Source organism: Motiliproteus coralliicola, from assembly GCF_003345655.1.
GTDB classification, from domain to species: domain Bacteria; phylum Pseudomonadota; class Gammaproteobacteria; order Pseudomonadales; family Balneatricaceae; genus Motiliproteus; species Motiliproteus coralliicola.
Genome location: NZ_QQOH01000001.1, coordinates 843,129 through 856,675 on the forward strand (window position 1 = coordinate 843,129; position 13,547 = coordinate 856,675).

17 protein-coding genes are annotated in these 13,547 nt (G+C 55.8%); 1 reads left to right on the plus strand and 16 read right to left on the minus strand.

Going from position 1 to position 13,547, the window contains the following annotated elements:
• Positions 1–17: 17 nt before the first annotated feature.
• The 14 genes from DV711_RS03760 to DV711_RS03825 all read right to left on the minus strand — a co-directional run bounded on the left by DV711_RS03760 (position 18) and on the right by DV711_RS03825 (position 11,076).
• The gene (locus DV711_RS03760) at positions 18–905 is read right to left on the minus strand and encodes a radical SAM protein (protein ID WP_114694299.1); all 888 of its coding nucleotides are present in this window, start codon (positions 903–905) and stop codon (positions 18–20) included.
• A gap of 36 nt (positions 906–941) precedes the next feature.
• The gene (locus DV711_RS03765) at positions 942–1,712 is read right to left on the minus strand and encodes a TatD family hydrolase (protein WP_114694300.1); all 771 of its coding nucleotides are present in this window, start codon (positions 1,710–1,712) and stop codon (positions 942–944) included.
• Positions 1,713–1,816: 104 nt separating this feature from the next.
• Positions 1,817–2,167 carry a PilZ domain-containing protein gene (locus tag DV711_RS03770; protein ID WP_114694301.1) on the minus strand — a complete coding sequence of 117 codons (351 nt, stop codon included), beginning with the start codon at positions 2,165–2,167 and terminating at the stop codon, positions 1,817–1,819.
• Positions 2,168–2,193: 26 nt separating this feature from the next.
• A complete protein-coding gene (locus DV711_RS03775; protein ID WP_114694302.1) occupies positions 2,194–3,222 on the minus strand; it encodes a DNA polymerase III subunit delta' in 1,029 nt (342 codons plus the stop codon).
• Complete coding sequence (gene tmk, locus DV711_RS03780; RefSeq protein ID WP_114694303.1) at positions 3,215–3,838, minus strand: dTMP kinase; 624 nt, start codon at positions 3,836–3,838, stop codon at positions 3,215–3,217. The genes DV711_RS03775 and tmk overlap by 8 nt, the downstream gene beginning before the upstream one ends.
• Positions 3,839–3,848: 10 nt before the next feature.
• Positions 3,849–4,913: an endolytic transglycosylase MltG gene (gene mltG / locus DV711_RS03785; RefSeq protein ID WP_207802525.1), complete on the minus strand. Its 1,065-nt coding sequence runs from the start codon at positions 4,911–4,913 to the stop codon at positions 3,849–3,851.
• Entirely contained in the window at positions 4,901–5,728 is an 828-nt protein-coding gene (gene pabC, locus DV711_RS03790; RefSeq protein ID WP_114694304.1) for an aminodeoxychorismate lyase, read from the minus strand. The genes mltG and pabC overlap by 13 nt, the downstream gene beginning before the upstream one ends.
• A gap of 51 nt (positions 5,729–5,779) precedes the next feature.
• The gene (fabF, locus tag DV711_RS03795) at positions 5,780–7,021 is read right to left on the minus strand and encodes a beta-ketoacyl-ACP synthase II (protein WP_114694305.1); all 1,242 of its coding nucleotides are present in this window, start codon (positions 7,019–7,021) and stop codon (positions 5,780–5,782) included.
• Between the two features lie 91 nt (positions 7,022–7,112).
• Complete coding sequence (gene acpP, locus DV711_RS03800; RefSeq protein WP_114694306.1) at positions 7,113–7,346, minus strand: acyl carrier protein; 234 nt, start codon at positions 7,344–7,346, stop codon at positions 7,113–7,115.
• Between the two features lie 175 nt (positions 7,347–7,521).
• Positions 7,522–8,265: a 3-oxoacyl-ACP reductase FabG gene (fabG, locus tag DV711_RS03805; RefSeq protein ID WP_114694307.1), complete on the minus strand. Its 744-nt coding sequence runs from the start codon at positions 8,263–8,265 to the stop codon at positions 7,522–7,524.
• Between the two features lie 33 nt (positions 8,266–8,298).
• Positions 8,299–9,231, minus strand: coding sequence for an ACP S-malonyltransferase (gene fabD, locus DV711_RS03810; RefSeq protein ID WP_114694308.1), 933 nt, complete (start codon positions 9,229–9,231; stop codon positions 8,299–8,301).
• A 123-nt stretch (positions 9,232–9,354) separates the two neighbouring features.
• Positions 9,355–10,359, minus strand: coding sequence for a phosphate acyltransferase PlsX (plsX, locus tag DV711_RS03815; protein ID WP_279386506.1), 1,005 nt, complete (start codon positions 10,357–10,359; stop codon positions 9,355–9,357).
• Positions 10,360–10,362: 3 nt separating this feature from the next.
• Positions 10,363–10,542 (minus strand): 50S ribosomal protein L32, encoded by a 180-nt coding sequence (gene rpmF / locus DV711_RS03820; protein WP_114694310.1) that lies wholly within the window; start codon positions 10,540–10,542, stop codon positions 10,363–10,365.
• 15 nt (positions 10,543–10,557) lie between these two features.
• Positions 10,558–11,076, minus strand: a complete 519-nt coding sequence (locus DV711_RS03825) for a YceD family protein (RefSeq protein ID WP_114694311.1) — start codon at positions 11,074–11,076, stop codon at positions 10,558–10,560.
• A 105-nt stretch (positions 11,077–11,181) separates the two neighbouring features.
• Between DV711_RS03825 and DV711_RS03830 the strand changes: the two genes are divergently transcribed.
• Positions 11,182–11,760: a Maf family protein gene (locus DV711_RS03830; protein ID WP_114694312.1), complete on the plus strand. Its 579-nt coding sequence runs from the start codon at positions 11,182–11,184 to the stop codon at positions 11,758–11,760.
• Positions 11,761–11,779: 19 nt separating this feature from the next.
• On the opposite strand, the gene sppA is transcribed toward DV711_RS03830, so the two are convergent.
• Complete coding sequence (sppA, locus tag DV711_RS03835) at positions 11,780–12,814, minus strand: signal peptide peptidase SppA (RefSeq protein ID WP_424398981.1); 1,035 nt, start codon at positions 12,812–12,814, stop codon at positions 11,780–11,782.
• A 64-nt stretch (positions 12,815–12,878) separates the two neighbouring features.
• Positions 12,879–13,535 carry an HAD-IA family hydrolase gene (locus DV711_RS03840; RefSeq protein ID WP_114694314.1) on the minus strand — a complete coding sequence of 219 codons (657 nt, stop codon included), beginning with the start codon at positions 13,533–13,535 and terminating at the stop codon, positions 12,879–12,881.
• Positions 13,536–13,547 lie beyond the last annotated feature (12 nt).

Here is a 13,547-nt window from a genome sequence, read left to right on the forward strand (position 1 = left end):
TGTTTGCACCGAACCCTTTACAACCCCCGGGCCCACTCCGGCCGCAACGGCACCCGGCCCGGTTGATGAATCGCCTGGTTAATCTGGTCCAGCATCTTGGCCTTATCTCGCCCAAGAATGCCTTTGAGCACCAGATAATTGGAGGCATGATCACTGCGAAAAACCGTTTTATTCAGCTCCAACTCGCCGATCAGTTGTTTCATCTCGTAAAACAACTCGATTTGACTCAAGGGCTCATAGTCGCCACCGAAGGCTTCTCGAAAGCGATCTTCGCCGGTTGGGAAGCTGACCACCAGCGTCGACAGGTATTCGGGCTGGGTCGCATTGGCCAGACGGGCCGAATTCAGCGCATGCTGCTGGCTATAGAGCCGCCCACCCAGGCCATTCAAGATCATCACCGAACGGCGTATACCCGCCTCGGCGAGCCGATTAAGCGCAACCTTGGTGGTCTCAAAGGTTTCGCCTTTGTCGACCTTGGCCAGCACGGTATCGTCACCGGATTCGGCGCCGACATACAGCATATCAAGTCCTTCTCGCTGCAGGGCAGCCAGTTCGGCATCGGTCTTGTTGTTGAGATTTCTCGGTAAGCAGTAGGCCGTTACCCGCTGCAGCTCACTGAAGCTGCGGCGAAGCTGTTGCAGAATTGCCAACAATCGCCGCCCGGACAGCACCATCGCATCGCCATCGGCGAGGAAGATCCGCCGTGTCTGCGGATAACTTCGGCCCAGTTGTTCGATCTCGGCCATCAACTCAGGCTCCGGCTTGGGCCGGAATTTCTTCTGAGGCGCGGTGTACATTTCGCAGAACGAACACTGGTTGTAGCTGCAGCCGTTGGTTACCTGGATAATCAGCGAGCGGGCTTCACTGGGTGGTCGAAACAACGGTTCGATATAGTTCGGGTACACGGCGCCTCCCGAGATAAGGGTTGTGATTGTGTGCGGTTAAGCCTGCTGGAACAGCTGGTTGAAATTAGCGCCTGTCTGCTCCACGACCTGATCAAAGTGTAGCCCTTTGATATCGGCGACACACTGGGCCACCTCCTTAACAAAGCACGGCTCGTTGGGGCGGCCACGGTGCGGAACCGGGGTCAAATAGGGCGCATCGGTCTCGACCAGGAGCTTGTCCAATGGTACCTGACGTACCACCTCACGCAGATCCGCAGCATTACGGAAGGTGATGATACCGGAGAAGGAGATGTACATACCCATCTCCAGCGCCTGCTGAGCCATCTCCAGTGACTCGGTGAAACAGTGCATCACACCGCCGACCGGTCCTAAGCCTCGCTCGAGAATCCGCAGAGTATCCTGTTGCGCTGCCCGGGTATGGACGATAACCGGCTTATCGCATGCTTTAGCCACTTCAAGGTGGAGCTCAAAACTGCGCTGCTGTGATTCTGCGGTTTCACCGCGATAGTGGTAATCCAGTCCGGTTTCACCAATGGCAACAACCTTGGGTGTCTTAGCTGCTTTAATGAGGGTGTCGCCATCGATCTGGTCAATCTCGTCGCTGAGCGGGTGAACCCCAACCGATGCCAGCACCTGCGGGTACGGTTTGATCAGATCCATCATCGATTGCCAGCGGGCCATATCCGTACCGACACAGATAAGACCTGTTACACCCTGCTCGGCTGCCTGCTGCATCACCGGCTCAAGTGCACCGTCATAAGCTTTCAGATCCAAACGATCCAGATGGCAATGGGAGTCGATCAACATGGGAGGAATTTCCAACACTGATGCATCGCAAGATATGCAATGCAAAGAAATAGATAAACGGAGTCTAGCCGTAGATGACTGTATTCAATTCGCCGAGCGCTGAATCACATCGTGTGGGTCAAACGGCCCGATCCGAGAGCACCGGCCAGATAGGTTTCAATCTTACCCAACAGGGTATTGTCATCGGCACTGAGCTGAATACCGATACCCGCCTGCTTACCACCCTGGGCACCCCTTGGTGTGACCCAGATAACCTTACCGCTGACCGGCAATTTGTCCGGTTCTTCCATCAGGTCGAGCAGCATGAAGACCTCTTCGCCCAGCTGGTAGTCACGAGGCGTAGGCACAAACAGACCACCATTTTTGATGAACGGCATATAACTGCGGTACAGGTCTTCTTTAGACTTGATGGTCAGGGATAGAATCCCATGGCTAGCGCGTGGACTTGCGGACATCGATCACTCTCGTGTGTCTGACCGCCTTAACGGCGATTAGTCAGGTTACCCCAACGGATCAACAGATCTTCCAACAGCAGCCGTTCGTTGGGATTGTTACGGCTCATTAGATTTACACGATATTGCTGTATTCTATCAGCGAATTCAAACATCTGTTGCTCATTGACTCGGCGACTCAGGCCAATGATCAGTTTTTGAGCGGTCAGCGTATTGATCCCATCCGCATCATCGGTCAGCCGATACCTTAGGGTATCCTGCACCAACGCCAGCCACCAATCCAATACCGCTGCCAGTGACAGCTTGGCCAGTTTTTCACTGCCCTGAGTCGGCCCAAGCTGCTGGGTAGCGATCAGTTTCAGTGTCTGGTACAGCGTTTTACGCTGTTCATCCTGCCCTTCCAATGCCTGGGCAAGCGCGGCCATCGGGGCGCCACCAGCCAGGCGCAGTTGCTCCAGCGGCTCACCATCGAATCCCGCTTGCTGACGCAGCCAGTCACAGGCGGCATCAGTATCCGGCACGGGCAATGAGAGACTTTGACAACGACTGCGGATGGTCGCCATCACCCGTCCGGGGCGATGACTATAGAGGGCAAACAGGGTTTGGTCGCCCGGCTCTTCCAACACCTTTAGCAGCGCGTTAGCTGCATTGACGTTCATCTCTTCGGCGGGTCCCAACACGACCACCCGATAGCCACCTTGCTGGGCAGATCGGGTGATGGTCTCCACCAGCGCCCGGATCTGATCGACCTTGATCGGTTTACCCACATCGTCGGGGGCGATACGGACAAGATCGGGATGGGTGCCCTGATCGCTCAACAGGCAGCTTTTACAATGACCACAGGCCTGACCATTTTCGGGTTGCTGACAAAGCAGATACTGGCCAAGGGCGATGGCCAACTGCTCTTTTCCCATGCCAGCGGCAGCGCAGATCAGCAATGCGTGGGGCAAACGATTTTGCTGGTGTTGATCCAGCAATCTTGCCCAGAGCGATTGTTGCCAAGGCAGCGGTGACAACAGCTGACTCTCAGCTGCGGAGTTCGTGACAGCGTCAACCACGGAAGAACTCCGCCATCACGTCAGTAATCTGTTGCTGCACCTGATCCAGAGACAGGCCAGCATCGATAACACGGAAACGTCCCGGCTCGGCCTCAGCGCGACGCAGGTAGGCGGCGCGGACCTTTTCGAAGAAGCTCTGCTGCTCCTGCTCGAACCGATCCAGCTCACCCCTTCCGCGGGCACGCGCCATACCGACTTCAACCGGCACGTCCAGCAGCAGGGTCAGGTCAGGACGAAGTTCACCCTGGACCAACTGCTCGAGTGTTTCAATCCGCTGCCAATCCAAACCACGACCGCCACCCTGGTAGGCAAAGGTGGCGTCGGTAAAGCGATCGCAAAGCACCCACTGCCCTCGAGCCAAGGCCGGCAGAATAGTTTGGGATAGATGCTGAGCCCTGGCCGCAAACATTAGCAACAGTTCACAGTCGCTACTAACCGGCTCTTCCCGCTCAGCCAGCAGTAGCGCCCGCAGCTCTTCAGCCAGTGGCGTACCACCGGGCTCACGGGTTTCGATATAGTCGATACCCTGCTGTTCGAGCAGATTACGCAGATGCTCCAGATTGGTACTCTTACCAACGCCTTCACCGCCTTCGAGGGTGATAAATTTTCCTTCCATAGGTATCTGCTCAGCCGTTGCCACTGTTCGACGACGAAGGCGGTGGCGATGAGCGATAGTCGCTGCGCCGGCCCCGTCGTTGATATTTGTACACTGCTTTATTGTGCTCAGCCAGGGTTGCCGAGAACTGGTGGGTCCCATCCCCCTTGGCCACGAAATACAGACTCTTACCGTCAGCCGGATGCAAAACCGCGTTAATTGCTTCACGGCCGGGGTTTGCTATCGGGGTAGGAGGCAGCCCTTTAATGACGTAGGTGTTATAGGGGGTTTTGCGCTTGAGATCGGCTCGGGTGATATTGCCCTGGTAGCGCTCGCCCATGCCGTAAATCACGGTCGGATCGGTCTGCAGGCGCATCCCCTTTATCAATCGACGGCTGAAGACGCCGGCGATTTCAGGACGCTCGAACGCGGCCCCGGTCTCTTTCTCGACAATCGAGGCCAGAATCAAGGCTTCGTAAGGGGTTTTGATCGGCAACTTGTCCTGCTTGGCCGCCCACTCCTGCTCCAGAATTTGCTGCATGCGCTGATAGGCTCTTTTCAGCAACTCAAGATCACTGGTGCCGCGGGTAAACTGGTAGGTATCCGGATAGATCCAGCCTTCGGCACTGCCCTCGATCTGCAACTGTTTCGCCAACTGTAGCGGATCGTCGAAATCGAGGGTTTTCTTAATTTGCGGATGCGCCTGCAGCCTGGCAATAAAGTCGCTGACCCGCTGCCCCTCTACCAGCGTTACCTGGTAGCTTCGAACTTTACCCTGGACCAACAACTGCAACAGGCCATCGTGTGTCAGCCCCGGCTCAAGCAGGTACTCCCCGGCCTTGATTCGGTGGGCCAGCTTTTGTTGGCGGGCATGGAGTTTGAAGAGCAAAGGCTCGTCGATCACCTGCTGCTGGCTAAGCTTGTCGAGCAGAGCGTTAAAGGATGTACCGGGTTCGACCAGCAGGCTGGTCGATTGAGTTATCTTCAGTGGCTGCTGAGCCAGACTGGTAACTTTGTGACTGCCGACATAGGCGGCTATTGCGACAACCAGTGCAATCAATGCCACCCCAATAGAAACCATCTTCAGGATTCGCAACGACGGGCCTCCTCAAGCCATTGGCTGGCCAGGTCGGTCAATGGATGCAATGGGTAGCGCTGATCAGCAATGCTTTTGACCGGTAAAACACCAAAGCCGGTATTAGTCATAAACAGCCCATCCGCCTCGGCCAACTGTTCATATCGGATACGAGTTTCGTGGAGTTCAACACCAGCACCCTCGGCGGCATCCATAATGACCGAGCGAACGATGCCGGCGACACCGCAACGATCCAGTTTTGGAGTAAATAGCACACCATTTCGGATCATAAATAGATTGCTCATGGTGCCTTCGACGACATAGCCATCCAGGTCGCAGACGATACCTTCCGGAAACTGGTCATGCCACTCACTGCGAGCCAAGACCTGCTCCAGCCGATTCATGTGTTTGATCCCCGCCAGCTGGGGGCAGAGCCCAAGCCGAGTCTGGCATCGGAACAGCTCTGCACCGTTTTCAAACCAGTGGCCAGGATAAACAGGAGCGGGAAAGCGCTGCACTACTCGGGTCGGGCCTTGGTCGACCTGGCCCCGATAGCCACGACCGCCCTCGCCCCGGCTAACCTGAATCTTCAGCAAACCTTCGGACTGGCCGCGACACATCTGATCTACATCGGCCCGAAGCTGCTCCAACAAACCCGCTTCGAGAATGGACAACCGCTGCAGCCCCTGCTGCATACGCTGCAGATGACGTTCAAATAGGAGTGGTCGGCCGCCGGAAAATCTCAGTGTTTCAAACAGACCATCGCCGTAACTGAAGCCACGGTCCGTAACACCGACAACCGCACTGGGCCGGCCATTGATCAAACACTCAGACATAGCGGTGACCCGCAATGATCGGAAGGCCCCTGTCGGGGCCTATGTACGCAATCACGACAACCGTTTGAAGACCAAGGTGCCGTTGGTGCCACCAAAGCCGAAGGAGTTGGACATCGCCACATCGATCTCAGTTTGCTGGGCGGTGTGCGCCACATAGTTGAGATCGCAACCTTCAGAGGGGTTGTCGAGATTGATGGTCGGCGGCGCAACCTGATCACGAATGGCCAGCACACTGAAGATCGCTTCCACGGAGCCGGCCGCACCTAACAGGTGGCCGATCATCGACTTGGTCGAGCTCATGCGAACCTTGTCTGCCGCCGCTCCCAATACCTGCTTGGCGGCATTGGATTCAGCGATATCCCCTGCCGGCGTCGAGGTACCGTGGGCATTGATATAGTCGACCTGATCCGGGTTCAGACCACTGTCATTGATCGCATTGCGCATCGACGCCGCTGCGCCACTGCCGTCTTCCGGCGGAGCGGTCATATGATAGGCATCGCCACTCATGCCAAAACCGGCCAGTTCGGCGTAAATTTCAGCACCTCGGGCCTTGGCGTGCTCGTACTCTTCAAGCACTAGGATGCCGGCACCGTCACTGAGCACAAAGCCATCACGATCCTGGTCCCATGGACGACTGGCCGCCTGCGGCTCGTCGTTGCGGGTCGACAGCGCCCGTGCGGCTGAGAAGCCACCCAATCCCAGCGGCGTGGTGGCCATTTCCGCACCACCGGCCAACATTACATCGGCATCGCCATACGCAATCATTCGCGCGGCAGAACCGATGTTATGGGTCCCTGTGGTACAGGCGGTAACAATGGCGATATTGGGGCCTTTGAAACCGTATTTAATCGATAGATTCCCGGCGATCATATTGATGATGCTGCCCGGAACAAAGAAAGGCGAAATCTTGCGTGGTCCGCTTTTCTCCAACAAGGTGTGGTTCTTTTCGATCATCGGCAAGCCGCCGATGCCGGAACCGATCGCTAGACCGATACGGCCTGCGTTTGCTTCGTTGACTTCAAGACCTGAATCTTCGATCGCCTGGATCCCAGCAGCCATGCCGTATTGGATGAACAGATCCATCTTACGGGCATCTTTCGGGTTCATGTACGCAGACGCATCAAAGTCTTTAACGGAACCACCAAAACGGGTGTTGTAACTGGAAACATCAAAGTGCTCAATCGGACCGATGCCGCTTTTGCCATTGACGATATTATCCCAGGTCTCTTTGACGCTGTTGCCTACCGGGGTCAGCATCCCCAGGCCGGTGACGACAACTCTTCTCCGAGACATCTCCATCTCCACTATTATTTTTCTTTGTAGCAAATAAAAAGCCGCTCTATGCGAACCATAGCAGCGGCTTCAGGGAACGCTTGTTAAGCTATTACTGGTTAGCTTCGACGTACTCGATAGCCAGCTTAACAGTCGTGATCTTTTCGGCTTCTTCGTCAGGAATTTCGGTTTCGAATTCCTCTTCCAGAGCCATAACAAGCTCAACGGTGTCGAGAGAGTCAGCGCCCAGATCTTCAACAAAAGAGGCTTCGCTAGTTACTTCTTCTTCCTTTACGCCCAGTTGCTCAGCAACAATCTTTTTTACGCGCTCTTCAATAGTACTCATAATGTTTCCTACTTGTTATGAACAATTTATCCGGCAATGTTATAAAAAAATTCTGATATTTCAACACTGCCGGCGAAATAGGTCACCTTCCGCCTTGTGGCTGGATGAAGGGTGACATTATCAACAAATTCGGCAAAAAAACAATTCCCAACCCGGATAAATACCTTACTCCGGATCAGCTCATATACATGCCGCCATTTACATGGATGGTATCACCGGTCACATAGCCGCCTGCTTCGCTAGCCAGGAAGCCGACAACCGCCGCTACATCTTCCGGATTACCCAGTCGATTCAGCGGAATTTGGCTCTTCAGCATCTCTTTGTGCTCGTCAGCCAGCGCATCGGTCATATCGGTGGCGATAAAGCCCGGCGCAACCGAGTTGACAGTGATATTACGGGAAGCCACTTCACGCGCCAGCGCCCGACTGAAGCCCTCGATACCCGCCTTGGCAGCGGCGTAGTTGCTCTGCCCTGCGTTACCCATCGAGGCAACCACCGAGCTGACGTTGATGATCCGGCCCCAACGGGCCTTGGACATCCCACGCAGACAACCCTTGGCAACCCGGTAGATCGAGGTCAGGTTGGTGTTCAGCACACTGTCCCACTCGTCAGCCTTCATCCGCATCAGGATGTTGTCACGGGTGATACCGGCATTGTTGACCAAAATAGTAACCGCGCCGAACTGCTCCTGAACTGCAGCCAACACCTGGTCGACAGACTCTTGAGAAGCGACATCCAGCACCAGGCCGGTGCCTTTGACGCCCTGCTCAGCCAGATAAGCACTGATCGACTCAGCCCCCTTCTCGCTAGTGGCGGTACCCACAACAATCGCACCTTGGCGTCCCAGTTCGGTAGCAATCGCTTTACCGATGCCACGGGTTGCACCAGTAACCAGGGCAACCTTTGCTTCAATACTCATTTCTAACTCCGCTTTTCGGACTCGCTGCTCGGATTAGGCGCCCAGCGCCTTTTCCAAACCTGCAGGATCATTGATGGCAGCAACACTGAGGCTGCGCTGAATTCGCTTGTTCAGACCGGACAGAACCTTGCCGGGGCCACACTCGAGCAGAGTCTCGGCGCCTTCTGCGGCCATCGCCTGAACACTATCGGTCCAAAGTACCGGGCTGTGGAGCTGAGCCACCAGATTCTGTTTAATCTGCTCAACACTGCCCGCCACCCTAGCATCGACGTTCTGCACCACCGGAATCTGTGGGCTCTGGAGTTCGATATTGTCCAGCTCAACCGCCAGCTGTTCTGCAGCCGGCTTCATCAGCGCACAGTGGGAAGGCACGCTAACCGGTAGTTCTACCGCGCGCTTGGCACCCGCAGCCTTGCAGGCTTCGACAGCACGAGCGACTGCGCTTGCTTGACCCGCAATGACCACCTGCCCCGGCGAGTTGTAGTTAACCGCAGAAACCACTTCGCCTTGCGCAGCATCCTGACAGGCCTGTTCGATTGCCGCATTCTCAAGACCCAGCACAGCTGCCATGGCGCCTTCACCGGCCGGAACCGCAGCCTGCATCAGCTGACCACGCTTTTCGACCAACTTGACGCCCTGGGCCAGAGTCATTACACCAGCGCATACCAGTGCGGTGTATTCGCCCAGGCTGTGGCCAGCCAACTGAGCCGGCTGCTCGCCGCCACTTTGCTGCCAAACGCGCCAAAGCGCCACACCGGCAGTCAGCAGAGCCGGCTGAGTTTTATCGGTACTGTTCAGATCGGCCTCCGGCCCATCCTGAGTCAGCTGCCACAGATCGTAGCCGAGAGCTTCGGAAGCTTCAGCGAAGGTCTGCTCCACTACCGGATTCTGAGCGGCCAGCTCGGCCAGCATGCCCAGATGCTGTGAGCCCTGCCCTGGAAAGACAAAAGCTAAGGTTTGATTCATGTTGTCCTCTGTGTGTCTTAGAACTGACGGCTGTCTCGCCGTTTAATCAAGCGCCCATAGTACCCGAATCGAGCCATGAAAAAACGTCTGAACGCAGGGTAAATCGATACAATTGAACGAAAATCAGAGCATTCGACTGAGCTTTTCGTTAATCAGCCCGGGCACATCGCGAATCACTTCTGCGCGAGCCTGAGCAATCGCATGACCAAAGCACTCCTGATTGGCCGAGCCATGACTTTTCACCACGATCCCCTGAAGCCCCAGCAACGATGCACCGTTGCGACGGGAGGGGTCCAGCTGCCGCTTGAGCCGCTCCAGCAAAGGACGCGCCAACAATCCGACCAAGCGCTGATACCAGCCGGTATTGAATGACTGCAACAACTCACGGGTAATAAACCGAGCCAACCCCTCGCTGCTTTTTAACGCCACATTGCCGACAAAGCCATCGCAGACCACCACATCGGCTTTACCGCTGTAGATATCATTACCTTCGATATAGCCGATATAGTTCAACGATGAGTGCTCGCGGATCAGCCGGGACGCCAGCTTGACCTGTTCACTACCCTTGATCTCCTCCTCACCCACATTAAGTAACGCGACCCTAGGTTGCCCGTGCTGATCCACCGCTTCGGACAACGCCGACCCCATCAGCGCGAACTGAAATAGATGCTCCGCGCTGCAGTCCACATTGGCACCTAAGTCCAACATATAGCAGTGGCCGGTTTGAGTCGGTATCGCGGTAGCGATCGCCGGACGATCAATGCCTGGATGCATATGCAGCAGATAGTGCCCCATCGCCATCAGCGCGCCGGTATTGCCGGCACTGATACAGGCATCAGCCTGGCCTTCAGCCACCAACTGGACGGCACGGTACATCGACGAATCTTTGCGTTTACGCAGGGCAAATGAGGGTTTATCGGTCATCTCGACGACACTATCGGTCGCGACAACGCGAATGCGGGCTGGCTTGGGTGCAGGTAGAAGAGGTTCGATCCGGGACGGATCACCGATCAATAGCAGTTCGGTATCGGGGTTCTGTTCAGCAAAGCTGGAAACAGCAGGAACAGCAACGCGGGGACCCAGGTCCCCGCTCATCACATCGACTGCAAGGGTGCAGCGAGTGACCAATGCTTATTCGGCGTCTTTAGCAACAACCTGACGACCACGGTAGAAACCATCGTCGGTTACGTGGTGACGACGATGAACTTCACCGGTGGTGCTGTCTTGAGACAGGGTCGCAGAAGTCAGGGCATCATGTGAACGACGCTGACCACGACGTGAACGGGTAACTTTACTCTTTTGAACAGCCATGCTGAGCAGCTCCTACTAGTGTTTTTTGGCCTTTAATTGGGCCAGTACGTTAAACGGGTTCGCCTCGTCGTTGCCTTCAGACGGTTCCGGCGCTTGGCCGTACTCCGTCTTGACGACGCAGTCCTGATGCTGAGGGATCAGTGGCAGGGTCAGAATCAGCTCTTCTTCAATCAGCTGATGCAGATCCTGCTTGGGCCCGTCGACGACATAGGGATCGTAGTAACGAGGAAGCTGCTTGGCGGCTTCATCATCGGCGACGATGCCCATGTTCATCTCGGCTTCAAGCTCTAGCGTCACCGGCTCCAAACAACGTTGGCAAGTCATCTTGACGCTTGCTACCGCGGTGCCCTTCACGAAACGGATGCGTTCTTCATCCATTCCGAAGGTCAGATCAACGGTAACTTCGCCTTCGCTATCGACCAGATAGCTCCCCAAACGAGACAGTTTTTCCAGCTTCACGGTGCCTTCAATAAGGCGGCCCTGCTCGGCTGCTCGGCGTGTATCGATTGAGGTCGGTAATGGGGCCTTCGACATAAGCGCGCCATAATAGGGATACGGGGACGCGGTGTAAAGAGAGATGGACTAAAAAAGGGTATTATTGGCGCCCCTCAAACCACCCTCTTCGCAGGAACAGTATAAATGACCCAGCTGGTACTCGCCTCCACCTCTATCTTTCGCCAACAGCTATTGGAAAAACTACAGCTTCCTTTTGTCTGTGAAGCCCCAGACGTGGACGAAACACCGCTAGAAAACGAGTCGGCCGAAGCCTTGGTTTGCCGCCTGGCTCAAGCTAAAGCCGCCGCCGTCGCCCGCCACCATCAACAAGCGCTGGTTATCGGCTCGGACCAAGTCGCGGTACTTGATGGACAAATCATCGGCAAACCCCTGAATCACCAGAACGCCATCCAACAGCTCAAAAACAGCAGCGGTCGAAGCATCACCTTCCTGACCGGACTCTGCCTGCACAATAGCGCCACCGGCGAGCAACAGACCGTTTGCGAACCGTTCCGAGTCCATTTCCGGACACTCGACGATGCCCAGATCGAACGCTACCTGCAAGCCGAGCAGCCTTACCAATGCGCAGGCAGCTTCAAGTCAGAGGGGCTGGGTATAAGCCTGTTCGAAAAACTGGAGGGGGATGATCCAAACAGCCTGATCGGACTGCCGTTAATCCGACTGATCAAGCTGCTGCAACGCCAGGGTGTTGACGTCCCCTGACGCTGCGCATAACCACCGACTACTGCAGCGGCGGGGTTTTCAGACCAAGCTCGGTCGACAGAGTCCGGGCGACACTGACACCAAAACGGTCGGCCAGCTTCTCCCAGGGCGTCATGGACGGTGTAAAATCAACGATATTATCAACGCCCACCACCTCTCGGGCGACATAACCGGTTGAACCCAACCCATCGATCAAGCCAAGCTCCAACGATTGTTCACCGGTCCAGATCAGACCACTAAAGAGCTTGGCGTCATCCTTGAGACGATCCCCCCGCCCTTTTTTCACCTGATCGATAAACTGCTGATGAGTGGTGTCCAACACCCCTTCCCAGAACTGCCTCTCGGTGGCCTTCAGCGGCGCAAATGGATCCAGGAATGCCTTGTGCTCACCGGCGGTCATCACTCGACGCTCAACCCCCAGCTTCTCCAACACCTCGACAAAGCCGAAGCTCGACGAGATCACCCCGATCGAGCCGACCAGACTGGCCTTATCGGCGTAGATCTCATCAGCCGCAGCGGCAATATAGTAAGCACCGGACGCACCGATATCGCTGATCACAGCATAAACCTTGGTAGTTGGATAAAGCTGCCGCAAGCGCTTGATCTCATCGTAAACATACCCGGACTGCACCGGACTACCACCAGGACTGTTGATTCGCAGGATCACCGCCTCGGTGTTCTCATCCTTGAAAGCAGCCCGTAAGCCATGAACGATCGTGTCGGCACTGGCTTCCGAGTCTGCGGAAATAGCCCCCTGGATATCGACAAGCGCCGTATGGGGCTCACTACTGATCGCCTTGTCGCTGAAGTTGTCGCCAACGACGAGGTACATCGCGACAAACAGGTATCCGAAGGTCAGTAGTTTGAAAAAGATTCCCCAGCGCCTTGAGCGCCGCTGCTCGACCGACAGGCTGCTGACCATTTTTTCAATTAGACGCCACTCTTTACTGTCGGCGGACACTACGGGTTGTCGTTGAGCCTGCGGATCGACCGATGGCTTTCCCTGCCGTTGTTCTGAGGTTTCCGGGCCACTGCCCCAAAGATTGTCACTCACTGTTTTTTCCTTACAACAATTACCTAATCACTTGACTGGCTAACGCAGGACGTTAATCAAGCCGTTATCCTGATAGACCCTCAAGCCAGCTTTCTAGTTCGCTGAAATGATCAATCACCAGCTTTGGCCGGAATGCCTGCAGCCGTTCGGGGTGGTGGGCACCGTAGGAAACCCCCACCGAAGCCACACCAGCATTGGCGGCCATCTCCAGATCGTACTCGGTGTCTCCGACCATCAATGCGCGGTGTCGATCCACCCCACTCTCCTGCAACAACTCTTCAAGCATCAGCGGATGGGGTTTTGAACGGGTTTCATCGGCGCAACGGCTGTGATCAAACAGGCTGCCCAGACCCGTCTCCTCAAACACACGATCCAGCCCCATCCGACTCTTACCCGTGGCGACCGCCAGGCAGTATTGCTGTTCACGCAACCGCTGCAACCCGTCCACCACCCCCGGGAACAGCTCGGTCGGGGTGTCGTCCTGATCGAGGTAATAATGCTTGTAGCGCTCGCGCATCTGCTGCTCCTGCTCACTATCGAGACCACCGAACAACAGCTCAAAAACCTCCGGCAAACCCAGACCGATAATATTTCGCACCGCTTCCGGCCCGGGAACCGGCAGATTACAGTCCGCTGAGGCCTGCTGCATGCAATTGATAATCCGGTCGGCTGAATCGATCAAGGTGCCGTCCCAGTCGAAGATGATCAGTTTCAAAACCACATCCTTAAAGTA

Coding starts and splice junctions, on each gene's coding strand:
- DV711_RS03765 (WP_114694300.1), bottom strand. CDS start 1,712: ATGTTGATCGACTCCCATTGCCATCTGGATCGTTTGGATCTGAAAGCT.
- DV711_RS03770 (WP_114694301.1), bottom strand. CDS start 2,167: ATGTCCGCAAGTCCACGCGCTAGCCATGGGATTCTATCCCTGACCATC.
- tmk (WP_114694303.1), bottom strand. CDS start 3,838: ATGGAAGGAAAATTTATCACCCTCGAAGGCGGTGAAGGCGTTGGTAAG.
- pabC (WP_114694304.1), bottom strand. CDS start 5,728: ATGTCTGAGTGTTTGATCAATGGCCGGCCCAGTGCGGTTGTCGGTGTT.
- fabF (WP_114694305.1), bottom strand. CDS start 7,021: ATGTCTCGGAGAAGAGTTGTCGTCACCGGCCTGGGGATGCTGACCCCG.
- acpP (WP_114694306.1), bottom strand. CDS start 7,346: ATGAGTACTATTGAAGAGCGCGTAAAAAAGATTGTTGCTGAGCAACTG.
- fabG (WP_114694307.1), bottom strand. CDS start 8,265: ATGAGTATTGAAGCAAAGGTTGCCCTGGTTACTGGTGCAACCCGTGGC.
- fabD (WP_114694308.1), bottom strand. CDS start 9,231: ATGAATCAAACCTTAGCTTTTGTCTTTCCAGGGCAGGGCTCACAGCAT.
- rpmF (WP_114694310.1), bottom strand. CDS start 10,542: ATGGCTGTTCAAAAGAGTAAAGTTACCCGTTCACGTCGTGGTCAGCGT.
- DV711_RS03825 (WP_114694311.1), bottom strand. CDS start 11,076: ATGTCGAAGGCCCCATTACCGACCTCAATCGATACACGCCGAGCAGCC.
- DV711_RS03830 (WP_114694312.1), top strand. CDS start 11,182: ATGACCCAGCTGGTACTCGCCTCCACCTCTATCTTTCGCCAACAGCTA.